This window comes from Jatrophihabitans lederbergiae, assembly GCF_031845305.1.
Taxonomy (GTDB): domain Bacteria; phylum Actinomycetota; class Actinomycetes; order Mycobacteriales; family Jatrophihabitantaceae; genus Jatrophihabitans_A; species Jatrophihabitans_A lederbergiae.
In genome coordinates this window covers 1-11,112 of record NZ_JAVREH010000081.1, presented here as the reverse complement: position 1 = coordinate 11,112, position 11,112 = coordinate 1, and the positions used below count along the sequence as shown (strand labels likewise).

Below are 11,112 nucleotides of genomic sequence, written 5' to 3'. Positions count from 1 at the left end.
GCCGAACCCCGCGTCATCAAACGCAAGATGCCCAAGTGGCACGTCAAGCGCACCCACCATGCAGCGTGGCCCCGACCGCAGCACCCTCCCACCTACCAGATCGCACGAAGCTAACTGAACGGTATTGCCGCTAACCCGGGGCTTTCATGGTGGCGGTGTGCCGGTGAAGTGAAAAGTGCTCCAGGTCAACGATGATCGAGGTTGTTGAGGCCAGGTCGTCGTTGAACAAGGAGCACCTTCGGGGTGAAGAGTATCGGGTTGTATCCGCGTGTCCAGACCGACACGGCAGCGACCAGGATCGTGTCGCAGGCAGGAGCGGTGGCGTTGGTCGAGACGGTCCGGGCCGCGGGCCTGGACCGCGGTCTGTCGCAGACGTTGAGTCGGTGGCGCAAGCCTTTGGCGCGGCACGACCCGGGCAAGGTCGTCACTGATCTCGCGCTCGCGTTGGCGGTGGGCGGGGACTGCCTGGCCGACGTGGCGGTGCTGCGCGCGGAGCCTGCGGTGTTCGGTGCGGTGGCCTCGGACCCGAGGGGTGTCGCGGCTGGTCGACGCCCTCGCCGCAGACGCCGACCGGGCCCTGAAAGCGATCGACGCCGCCAGGGCTGCGGCCCGGGCCAGGGTCTGGGCTGCGGCCGGGCAGCACGCCCCGGACTACGCCGCTGACGTGGACAGTCCGGTCGTCGTCGACATCGACGCCACCCTCGTGACGGCGCACTCGGACAAGGAGAACGCGGCACCGACGTTCAAGAAGGGTTTCGGGTTCCACCCGTTGCTGGTGTTCGCCGACCACGGCGCCGCCGGGACCGGCGAGCCGCTTTCCGCTCTGCTCAGAAAGGGGAACGCCGGATCGAACACCGCCGCCGACCACATCGCCGTGCTCAAGGCGGCGTTCGCGCAGCTCCCCGGGCACAAGCCCGGCCGCAGGCCGGGCAGATCGGTGCTGGTCCGCGCCGACGGCGCCGGCGGCACCCACGAACTGCTGTCCTGGCTGACCGCGCAGCGGGTGCAGTATTCGGTGGGTTTCAGCCTCCCAGACACCTTCGCCGAGCAGTTGGCGTTGTTAGACAAGGCGGAACTGTGGCAGCCCGCCTATGACGGAAACGGCCAGATCCGGCCCGGGGCGTTCGTCGCCGAGGCCACCGGGCTGCTCAACCTCGCATCGTGGCCGTCCGGGATGCGCGTCATCCTGCGTAAAGAACGCCCGCACCCCGGCGCGCAGCTGCGGATCACCGACCACGACGGCAACCGCGTGACCGCCTTCGCCACCAACACCACCCGCGGCCAACTCGCCGACCTCGAACTCAGGCACCGCAGACGCGCCAGGTGCGAGGACCGCATCCGGATCGCGAAGGACACCGGCCTGCGCAACCTCCCGCTGCACGACTTCGACCAGAACCGCATCTGGCTCGCGATCGTCACCCTCGCCGTCGAACTCACCGCCTGGCTGCAGATGCTCGCCTTCACCGACCAGCCGGCACGCCGGTGGGAACCCAAACGCCTGCGCCTGCGGCTGTTCTCGATCGCCGCCCGGATCGCTGACCACGGCCGGACCCGAAGACTCCACCTCCCCGCTCACGCACCCTGGGCCCAGCTCCTCGCCCAAGGCATCGCCCGCCTCCGGCTCATCCCAGCACCCAGCTGACTTGGGACCGACCGCACCGACGACCAGAAGCAACCGGACCGTGGAACCGGCGCACCGAGCGACCTCGGCCAAACCGTCATACCCCCACGGCACAATCCCCGACACAGAGGCCGCCGCCCCAAGTTTCGCGATTAGCAGACGCTCCGCGAAAGATCCGGGCTAACGAGCAACCGCTACGCGCACTCCGCGTGTCCGCATTCGCACTGATGATCTCCATGGTCCGCGCCACCATGCGCCTCGCAGTGCTCGCTGCAGTATGCGGTGCCCTCGACTGAACATTTGCAACCTTCGTGACCACACTGCATTGCCAGCTCCTTCCAGCCCTGATATACCTTCACGCTACCCCCTCGGCCGCCGTTAGGGACTGTTCAGCGCCGATGTTTCTATGACGTCAACCTGTCTGGCTGAGCAGGATCAGTGGGTAGAGGTCTCGGGCGATGTAGCGCTTCGGGCATCGCATGATCTCGCGCTTGCTGAGTCCTTGGGCGGTGGGCTTGGCGACGTATTCACGGGTTCGGGGGTCGCTGCGCATCCGGGTGAGAGAGACGGTGTGCAGGTGCATTCTGTCTTTGTTGCCGCCCGCGGTGATCAGCAGCGCGGCGGCGACATCGGGCCGATCCCGAACTATTCGAGCAGGACGGGCGCCACATCGGTTGTGATAGCGGCGATAGCGGTGTCCAGTTCGGTGATCTCTGCGCTGAGGTGTTGCCATCGGCGTGCCACCGACCGCAGCGACAGCTTGCAGGCCTCGCGGGCATCGGGTATTCCCGCGGCGGGACGCAGCTTGGCGCACCGCTGGACCTTGGCCGCGAGCGTGAGTTTCTCGAACTCGGCTCGCAGGTCCTGCGGGCCGGTGAACAGCAAGGCGTGGAGTTGGTTCGCCGCTTGGGTTCGGGCCTTCATCGCTGCTCGGCGGGTCGCAGGGAGCTGGCGCAGAGCCTCCGAACTGCCTGCGCTTTTAGGTGTCCCGAGGTCTTGTCGGGCCAGGACGCTGCGGGCAGCGATCTCGGCGTCGAGCGGATCAGACTTGCCGTGATCGCGTCGCACTCCTCGCTGCCGGGCGTGACACTTCATGCACCGTCCCACCCGGCAGCGAGCAGATGACGGGTCAGGCCCGCGCCGTAGCTGGCGGTGCCCTCGACACCCACATCCGCTCCCGACCAAGCTGCTGAGCCCAGTGCAGCAACTCGATCAGACCCCCTTTGTCGTGGGCACCGATCAGTGCTCGAGCAGCCGGCCGAGCCGGTCGATCGCGACGGCTGCGCCGATGTCCTTGTGAGTGTCGACGCCGATGATGACGTCGGCCTCGACGGCGCAGGAAGTTGCTGTCATCGTGGATTGCCACCTCTGGTTGAAGGATCCGTGGTGGCGTGCTAGCCGGGCGGGTCGACAACACAGCGATGGGGGCCTGTTCGCCCAGTTCCGGCCAGGGGACCATCTCGCCCATGCCACATATCGCTGCGAAGTCAGCGCCAGTTACCGCCCACAGTCATCCACAAGGATCCGGCGAAATTGTCCGCAAACGGTGGTCCCACGCAGTGGTCCCCGCGCCGAAGGTGCTCGCCGTGCCATCCGACGACGCCGAACGTGAGACCGCCTGGCGAGGCGAGCACCACGACACCCGGGCGTCTCATCTAGGTGTGCGACCATGCGACCGCGACTATCCGCCGGACGGTAGGCAGGGGAACCGCGTGGAGACTGCCTCATTAGTCCGGGGCCGTGAGCCGCGTATCGGATGTCCTGACCCCTCGGCCATCCGCCGCCCTCGTGAGCGCGTTCGGGTCTGAGCTCGCCGACGCTGATCCGGTGGTGCGGCCGCGTCCCAGTTCGCTGACGTTCAGCTCAACGCCGGGCTGCAACTGGCCAGGCGCCTCGGCCGCAGCCCCAGTGAGACCGCAACCGAGATTCTCGCGCATTTAGACGCTGACGATGTCGTCGGAGGGCTGGAGATCAGCGGTGCCGACTTCGTCAACGTGACGCTGATCGACAGTTGGATCGCGGCCGAGGTGCAACACCAGCTTGCCGACGACCGGCTGGGCGTACCGCTGCGGCAGGCACAGCAGATACCCATCGACGCGCTCGCGGTTGCCCGCGGCCCAGCGCAGCCAAGGGGTGCACGTCGGCACCTGCGCATGACCGTCATGGGTGACACGCTCGCGCGCCCTCTCCAGGCGCTCGGCCATCACGTGATCCGGCAGAACGACATCGGTGACTCGGGCACCCCGTTCGGCATGCTCATCGAGCACCTGCTCGGGGTTGGTGAGGGCACGGCGGGAGGCCGCGCTCCTGGAGACCGATCCCAACGGCTTTTACCAGGCCGCGCGCACCGAGTTCGACAGCTCGACCGACTTCGCCGACAGGGCCCGTGCCCGGGTTGTCGCGCTGCAGGCAGGTGACGGAGGCACCCTGCAGCTATAACGCGACCCACTCGATCGTGGTGAATGACGAGGCCAGGTATCAGCTCGGTCCTGCGCTGGAGCCGTAACGGCCGATCGGCGGTGCGGGGCGGGTAGGGTCGTCAGAAGGTGAAAAGGCGCCGAGTGAGACGGTCGGCTGGCGTTGGGCCACTGGGCTGGTTCGAGGCGCGCGCGCCGCATGTGGCTGATCCCCCCCTCGTGACAGCACCGCGCCGACGAGCATCACCATCCCGACGACGATCTCAGCAACGGCGAATCGTCGCCGCCAGCGGATCGCGCCGTGCGCCCCGTGCTCGCCGAGAAACGGGTGGGCACGCCTGACCAGGGTGACCAGCCCGACGATGATCAACACCGCTCCTATCACCCCGACGATCCACTCGCCGTGACGGACCGACCAGGTGTTGCCCTGCGCTGCGGAGGCAAGCGCCGCGACTGGATCCCGCACCGCACCTAGGGCTCGGCTCATCACAGTGAGCGCCGCCGCGCTCGGGCGTCCTCGCGGATGGCGGTTACATCGAGCTCGAAGCGGTTCGTGGTCATCGTTGCGCCTGACTGTCGGGATTATTCCCATGAAGCCCTCGGACGCTGGGGTGACCGGTAGAGCGCGGAGAGTGTGGTTGCGCGTCAGGGATAGGCGGCGTGGCGGAGTCGGCGAATAGTAATGCCGTGTCACGGCAGCGTGTGTTCGGTGCGAGCTTGCCGCCGTGGCGGCGGGGACGCCGTCGAACAGTATCGGGTCGAGGCGGATGTGGCACGTTGGGACCCACGGCCAGCGCCACGGCGGCGAACCAGCCGGTATAAGGGCAGCCGCGCGGTCGCGTCCAGTTGCACGCAGTCGACGACCGGCGGGAGGTGCCGACGTCGTAGCGGTCGCTGACGTACTTCTTCCGTAGGCACGTCAAGCGCTGGTCAATGGTTGCCACCGCCGTGCCAGTCTGCACCATGCCCCTCCTCTTGCTGCCGAGCTGTCGGGCGGAGCCGCCTGGGCCACAGCCGCCCCGCTGCGCGCCTACCGTCCTAGTCTTGCACTGGGATTGCGTTAGTGCAACGGTTGCATTTAGGCCACATCCGTGACCGTGACCGCCGGCCGTCAGGCTTAGTGGTCTGGCCCGTAAGTTCGTGGGGGATCAGCCGGCGGGGCCTGACAGGTAGAGGGTGCAGGCGCAGTCCGGGGCTTGTTCTGGGGTGCCGGTGAAGTTGGCGCTGGGCAGGATCTGGTCCTCGTACTTCTCGCTGCTGTACAGGTACAGCCCGAAGCCCCACTGGTGGGGTTGGCCGGTCCAGCGCAGTCGGCACAGCGGGCTCGGCTCGCTGTTGTCGGGCAGCGTTGCGGTGACGTAGGCGAGGTTCCCGCGGAACCGGACCGTCAGCTGGGACAGTTGCGGCCAGTGCTGCGCGGCGTGATCGACAAGCTTGTCGCTCACGGCGATCTTCGTCAGTTCCGGGACGCCAGCCATGAGGTGATCGTGGCGCATCGGCGCGCCTTCCAAGGTGGTGGCTGCGGGCTTGATCGTGTTCGGGTCCGCCGGAACTTCGGCTCGGGAGCCTGCCATGCCTGCCGCCGCTGCCCTTGTGCTGACCGGCCTCCGAACGCCATCGGATCAAGCACGTCGCGCGCAGCCGGACGCTGCCGCATCAGCGGGTGCTGCGAGCCCAGATCGTGGGTCTTGCGGGCTGCGGCAGGTCCAACGCCGCGATCGCGGGAACGTTGCGCCTCAAGGTCGACACGGTCGGCAAGTGGCGGCGCCGGTTCGTCGCTTGCCGGTTGGACGGCCTGGACGGCCTGTCACGCAGCGGCCGTCCCGCACGGTTCACCGCGCTGCAGCGCGCTGAGGTCAAGGCGCTGGCCTGCGCGCTCCCGGCGACCCGCGGGGTGGCCGTTGTCGCGGTGGACCAGCGCAGATCTGGCGGCCGAGGTGGCCGCCGGCATCGCGGAGTCGATGTCAGCCTCGACGGTGCGCCGGATTCTGACCAAGGACGCCATCAAGCCCTGGCAGTACCGGTCCTGGATCTCGGTCCGCGACCCGAACTTCCAGGCCAAGGCCGCCAGGGTGCTTGAGCTCTACCAGCGCCGCCACGACGGCCGAGCCCTCGGCGACGACGAGTACGTCATCAGCAGCGAGGAGAAGACCTCCATCCAAGCCCGCTGCCGCTGTCACCCCACGATGCCGCCCGGCCACGCCCGACCGATGCGCGTCGAGCACGACCACGACCGCGGCGGCGCACTGGCCTACCTCGCCGCCTAGGACGTGGACGCCGGCACCGTCGCGGGCCGATGCGCCCCGACCACCGGCACCGAGCAGTTCCACGCCCTCCTCGACCAAGTGATGAACACCGAGCCCTACCGGTCAGCGACGCAGGACACTAGTGTCATGCACCACTAATTCGTGTTGTAAGTAGTAGAATTGGTGTGTGGCGAGGACGGGTCGGCCGAAGGCCGAGTTGACGTTGACCGATGACGAGCGTGAGCAGTTGCTGCGTTGGTCGCGGCGGGCGAAGTCGGCGCAGTCGTTGGCGTTGCGGTCGGAGATCGTGCTGGCGTGCGCGGGCGGCTTGGACAATCGGCAGGTCGCGGCGAAGCTGGGGATCGTGGCGGCGACGGTGAGCAAGTGGCGGGCCCGGTTCGTGGCCAAGCACCTGGACGGTCTGCTGGACGAGCCGCGTCCGGGCGCGCCGCGCACGATCGGCGATGAGCAGATCGAGGCGGTGATCGTGGCGACGTTGGAGCGCACCCCGAGGGACGCCACGCACTGGTCGCGGGCCTCGATGGCCGCCGAGACCGGGCTTTCGCGTTCGACGATCGGGCGGATCTGGAAGGAGTTCCGGCTCAAACCGCATCTGGGCGACACGTTCAAGCTGTCAAGTGACCCGTTGTTCATCGAGAAGGTCCGCGACGTGGTCGGGCTCTATCTCGACCCGCCGGAGCGGGCGCTGGTGCTGTGTGTGGATGACAAGAGCGGCATCCAGGCCTTGGATCGGTCCGCGCCGGTGCTGCCGATGATGCCGGGCAGGCCCGAGCGGCGCACCCATGACTACTGACTACGTCCGCTCGGGCACGACCACCTTGTTCACCGCCCTGGACGTGGCCTCCGCTCAGGTGATCGGCTCGCTGCATCGGCGCCGCCGTGCGATCGAGTTCGGTAAGTTCCTCACCAAGATCGACACCGAGGTGCCGGCCGAGCTCGACGTGCACCTGGTGTGTGACAACCTCTCCACCCACAAGACCCCAGCGATCATGCGCTGGCTCGAGACGCACCCGCGTTTCCACCTGCACTTCACCCCCACCGGCTCGTCCTGGCTCAACCAGGTCGAGCGCTGGTTCGGGCTACTCACCGACAAACAACTACGCCCAGGCGTCCACAAGAACCTGCACGCCCTCGAGAAAGACATCCGCACCTGGGTCACAACGTGGAACGAGAACCCGCGACCCTTCACCTGGACCAAAACCGCCGACGAGATCTTCGAACGACTCAACACATATCTTCAACGAATTCCTGACGCAGGACACTAGGTCGGGTCTTCGTATGTAAAATGCTCGCCGCTGCTCATCACTTGCGGCCCTGCCCGTCGCCAGGCTCCGATGGGTAGCGCCACGGCGCCGCCGACTCGCGCGCGGCTCGCCGTTGGCGCGAGACGACATCCGTGGGCGCGGTGGCGTCGAGGAAGACCTGGTCCACCTGGGGCACGCGCTCATGCAGTCGATGTTCGATCTGCGCGCTGACGTGCTCGATCTGGTCCGAGGACAACCCCGGATCGAAGTCGAGCCTGGCAGCGACGATGAGGCGCCCGGTGCCGATGCGCATGGTCTGCAGGTCGACCACCTCGTCCACTTCGTCGAACGACTGCAACTGCTCCAGCAGGCGGCGCCGGACGTCCGGGGTTGCCGCCTCGCCGATGAGCAACCCCATGCTGTCGTGACCGAGTGCGAACGCGACGTAGACCAGAACCGCGCCGATCAGCAGCGAGGCCACCCCGTCGTAGACCGCGTCACCGGTGATCTGATGCAGCAGGATGCCAAGGAACGCGATGAGGATGCCGACCAGCGCGGCACTGTCCTCGCTGGCCACCGTCTTAACGGTCGGATCGTCGCTGGTCCGGACGTATTCGACCATGCCCCGATCATGCGCGTGGGCCTCGCCGCGCAGCTGGCGCACCGCCCGTAACCAGGACGTTCCCTCCAGCGCCGCGGCGACACCCAGCACGATGTACGGCACGATGAAACCCGTCGATTCATGGGGCGCCCCCGTCAGCGTCTGGTAGCCCTCGAAGAAGGAATAAATCGCGCCCGCGACGAAGATCCCTACCGCCGCCAGCAGCGACCAGAAGAACCGTTCTTTGCCGTAGCCGAACGGGTGCCGCTCATCGGCCGGACGATCGCCGCGCCGCAACGCCGTCAGCAGGAAGATCTCGTTGATGGTGTCGGCCACCGAGTGCGCGGCTTCGGACAACAACGCGCCTGAGCCGCTGAGCGCGCCGCCGATGCCTTTGGCGAGGGCGATGACAGCGTTCACGATCAACGCGATGATCACCGTCCGGGAACTACCGCCACCGTGACTCATCCATGCCTGCCGACGCGCACCGCGCGTATGTCACGCGATCCGGCGCGGCTTCCGAGCCGTTGGCGTCGGTGCGTGCCGATCATCACCCGGTCGGTATCACCGGTCGGTAGACGGGACGTCATCCGGGCAACGATCCCAACGTCACGTTGACGGTCGTGGCGGAGCCGTCCGCGCGTCTGACCTTGACCGGCACGGTCTGCCCGGGTTGCAAGTTGGCCAGCGCTGAGGTCAGTGCCTGAACGGTGGGGATGGCGGTTCCTTTGATGCTGAGGATGACGACGCCGGCCTTGAGCGCGGCCTTGTCGGCGGCGCCGCCAGCCGTAACGGTATAGATGCCGGCCCCGGCGGGCTTGCCGTGCGCGTCGGTGACCGTTGTCGCCGTGATGTCGAGGACGGCCCGGTGAGAATAGAGAACCTTGCGATTCTTGACTAGCTGCCCTGCGATGTCGCGGACGATGTTGCTTGAGATGGCGAAGCCGATACCCGGCGCGGCCCCGCCACCGGTCTGCGGATCGATGGCCGCGAGCGTGGGGATGCCGACCACGTCCCCGGCGAGATCGACCAGCGCGCCGCCGCTGTTGCCCGGGTCGATCGCGGCACTGGTCTGGATCGTGTCGGGCAGCGTCGCGCCCGGCCAGCTGGATCCGCGCGGTTCGGTCACCGTACGTCCCACCGCCGAGACGATGCCCTCGGCGACGCTGCTGGCGAGGTCGAGCGGATTGCCCATCGCGAGCACGATCTCGCCGACCTGCAGCTTCGACGAGTCCGCGGACGTGGCCGGCTGCAGCGCCCGTGCGCCGCTGACCTTGATCACAGCGAGATCGTCCGCCGGATAGGGCCGACCAGCGTGGCGGCGAGCGGCTGAGTGCTGCCGCTGAGCACCACCTGGAACTTCGTGGCTGAGCCGACGACGTGATAATTCGTGACGATGTCGCCTGAGCTGTCGAAGACGATGCCCGAGCCGAGGTCGCGCTGGGTTCGGATCAGCACGACCGACGGGAGGACCTTGTTGATCGTGGAGACGTACTCGGACTGCAACTGAGGAGCGCTGGTGCCGCTCAGAAGGGGGACCGGAGGGGACGACGGTGCGGACGAGCCGCTCCCTCGCCCGCTGGATGTGCACCCGGCCAGCGGCGCGCAGGCAGGCACGACAGCGAGTCCAGCCACCGGTCGTGGTCGCGACCTGTTCATCCTTCACTCCTTGCTGTCGGCATCCGACCCTGGCACCGCTCGGGGCGCCGCGAGCCACGCGCGCAGCGATGCCGACGTAGAAACCCGGCAGGTGTAGCTCGCGAGCTGAGCGATAGCCTATTCGCAATGATTGCAATTGTGCAACCGTCGGTGACCACCCCCTGCCTGCTCTGGGTCCGCGGCTCGCTTGGGCAGCGGCTGCTCGGACACCTCCAGGACAAGATCGTGTTGGCTGCCGGCGGGCAGCGTGAGATCCATGGCGAGGACGTGTTCGCCGCCCGTCCCGCTGCCGGGCCGGCCCCGGTCGCCGCACGACCGGCGCAGGTGCAGCTTGCCGGCCTTCCCGATCCAGACGCCGCTGTCCCGGTCGAGATGCTGGAGCGGGTCCTGACCGAATCCGGCGCGGCATCCAAGCTGACCTTGGGTTCTCGCGGTGATCGCAACATCTACTGATTGAGCGTTGCCTGTGGCTAAATATCCGATCTTCATCAGTCCGGACCATGCCAGACCTTATCCGTCCGGACTAAGCTAGACCTTGCGGATCTTCAACTGTTGCGATATGCATATGATGCCGCATTTTGCGGTGGCGGCTCAGGAGTGAGCTGCGCACGGATGAGTATGGCTGTGCGCTGGAGCGGCCGACTTTCCGACCGGTGCCCGGTGGACTTTCCAGGAAAGGCGAGAGTGCTCATGCAGCAACCTATCCCGGTTCCGGTTCCCAGCGTGTTGGACGCTTGCAGACCGCATCTTGCCGGCGCGGAGAAGCAGGCTGACCCTGACAAGCAGATAGCGGGACTGGACGAAGCGCTTGAGGGCGCGTGCGAGTACGGGCGGCAGCTGTGGCGGGACGTTGACGCGCTTCGTGGCTACTTGCTCAGGAGCCTGCCGTCAGATCCCAGGGCGCCCGGACCGCATACCCCGGCGGCCTCGCCCCAGGGGCCAGCCGACGAGAAAGGGTGGGAGGACTGGATAGCCGCCTACAGCGAGGCCTCATCGGTCCTGGCCGGTCCCGGTGGCGATTCGGGGTTCGGTCTGAAGGAGGCTCAACGAGAGGCCGAGGTGCGCCGAGCTTCGCCGAACATGCGTCTGCTCTCGGAACATCCGGAGCTCTTCGGCGGTCCACACAGCACCGGAGACCGGAACCGTCGCGCCGCCGAGTGGCCAGGCGTTCCTCTGGTGATCGGCATCGCTGCAGCCACCCTCGCCGCAAGGGCGGTAGTGGCCAGGCGGCTACGCCGGATCTCATCGTGAGCGGCGGTCTTCGATGAGAGTAGTGCGTCCGCTGCTTCGGCTCGCCTTCTCG

11 protein-coding genes and 4 pseudogenes are annotated in these 11,112 nt (G+C 67.3%); 8 read left to right on the top strand and 7 right to left on the bottom strand.

The annotated features are described in order from the left end of the window. The first annotated feature begins 243 nt into the window (after window positions 1-243). Window positions 244-1,642, top strand: a pseudogene (locus RM423_RS23105) (IS1380 family transposase). 391 nt (window positions 1,643-2,033) lie between these two features. Here RM423_RS23105 and RM423_RS23100 read toward each other — a convergent pair. Then, a complete protein-coding gene (locus RM423_RS23100; protein ID WP_311425402.1) occupies window positions 2,034-2,204 on the bottom strand; it encodes a hypothetical protein in 171 nt (56 codons plus the stop codon). Between the two features lie 62 nt (window positions 2,205-2,266). Then, window positions 2,267-2,716: an IS110 family transposase gene (locus tag RM423_RS23095; RefSeq protein WP_311425401.1), complete on the bottom strand. Its 450-nt coding sequence runs from the start codon at window positions 2,714-2,716 to the stop codon at window positions 2,267-2,269. Window positions 2,717-3,495: 779 nt separating this feature from the next. On the opposite strand from RM423_RS23095, the pseudogene RM423_RS26075 reads away from it, so the two are divergent. Both RM423_RS26075 and RM423_RS23085 read left to right on the top strand, forming a co-directional pair. Further along, window positions 3,496-3,834, top strand: a pseudogene (locus tag RM423_RS26075) (arginine--tRNA ligase); the annotation flags it as partial. A 67-nt stretch (window positions 3,835-3,901) separates the two neighbouring features. After that, window positions 3,902-4,060 carry a hypothetical protein gene (locus RM423_RS23085; RefSeq protein WP_311425399.1) on the top strand — a complete coding sequence of 53 codons (159 nt, stop codon included), beginning with the start codon at window positions 3,902-3,904 and terminating at the stop codon, window positions 4,058-4,060. Between the two features lie 39 nt (window positions 4,061-4,099). Here RM423_RS23085 and RM423_RS23080 read toward each other — a convergent pair whose 3' ends face one another. Both RM423_RS23080 and RM423_RS23075 read right to left on the bottom strand, forming a co-directional pair. Continuing rightward, entirely contained in the window at window positions 4,100-4,504 is a 405-nt protein-coding gene (locus RM423_RS23080) for a hypothetical protein (protein ID WP_311425398.1), read from the bottom strand. A 682-nt stretch (window positions 4,505-5,186) separates the two neighbouring features. Continuing rightward, entirely contained in the window at window positions 5,187-5,612 is a 426-nt protein-coding gene (locus tag RM423_RS23075) for a hypothetical protein (protein ID WP_311425397.1), read from the bottom strand. Between the two features lie 89 nt (window positions 5,613-5,701). On the opposite strand from RM423_RS23075, the pseudogene RM423_RS26070 reads away from it, so the two are divergent. From RM423_RS26070 to RM423_RS23065, 3 genes and pseudogenes are all read left to right on the top strand, one after another. Further along, window positions 5,702-5,860: pseudogene (locus RM423_RS26070) on the top strand (helix-turn-helix domain-containing protein); the annotation flags it as partial. 79 nt (window positions 5,861-5,939) lie between these two features. Next, window positions 5,940-6,305, top strand: coding sequence for a hypothetical protein (locus RM423_RS23070; protein ID WP_311425396.1), 366 nt, complete (start codon window positions 5,940-5,942; stop codon window positions 6,303-6,305). A gap of 166 nt (window positions 6,306-6,471) precedes the next feature. Further along, window positions 6,472-7,570 (top strand): annotated as a pseudogene (locus tag RM423_RS23065) (IS630 family transposase). A gap of 37 nt (window positions 7,571-7,607) precedes the next feature. On the opposite strand, the gene RM423_RS23060 reads toward RM423_RS23065, so the two are convergent. The 3 genes from RM423_RS23060 to RM423_RS26065 all read right to left on the bottom strand — a co-directional run bounded on the left by RM423_RS23060 (window position 7,608) and on the right by RM423_RS26065 (window position 9,656). Next, window positions 7,608-8,618 carry a cation diffusion facilitator family transporter gene (locus RM423_RS23060; RefSeq protein ID WP_311425395.1) on the bottom strand — a complete coding sequence of 337 codons (1,011 nt, stop codon included), beginning with the start codon at window positions 8,616-8,618 and terminating at the stop codon, window positions 7,608-7,610. Window positions 8,619-8,736: 118 nt separating this feature from the next. Continuing rightward, window positions 8,737-9,432: a S1C family serine protease gene (locus RM423_RS23055; protein ID WP_396327839.1), complete on the bottom strand. Its 696-nt coding sequence runs from the start codon at window positions 9,430-9,432 to the stop codon at window positions 8,737-8,739. Further along, the gene (locus tag RM423_RS26065; RefSeq protein ID WP_396327838.1) at window positions 9,429-9,656 is read right to left on the bottom strand and encodes a hypothetical protein; all 228 of its coding nucleotides are present in this window, start codon (window positions 9,654-9,656) and stop codon (window positions 9,429-9,431) included. The genes RM423_RS23055 and RM423_RS26065 overlap by 4 nt, the downstream gene beginning before the upstream one ends. Before the next feature lie 279 nt (window positions 9,657-9,935). On the opposite strand from RM423_RS26065, the gene RM423_RS23050 reads away from it, so the two are divergent. Together RM423_RS23050 and RM423_RS23045 are read left to right on the top strand one after the other, a co-directional pair. Next, the gene (locus tag RM423_RS23050) at window positions 9,936-10,262 is read left to right on the top strand and encodes a hypothetical protein (protein WP_311425394.1); all 327 of its coding nucleotides are present in this window, start codon (window positions 9,936-9,938) and stop codon (window positions 10,260-10,262) included. A 231-nt stretch (window positions 10,263-10,493) separates the two neighbouring features. Beyond that, window positions 10,494-11,060, top strand: a complete 567-nt coding sequence (locus RM423_RS23045) for a hypothetical protein (RefSeq protein ID WP_311425393.1) — start codon at window positions 10,494-10,496, stop codon at window positions 11,058-11,060. Window positions 11,061-11,112: the final 52 nt, after the last annotated feature.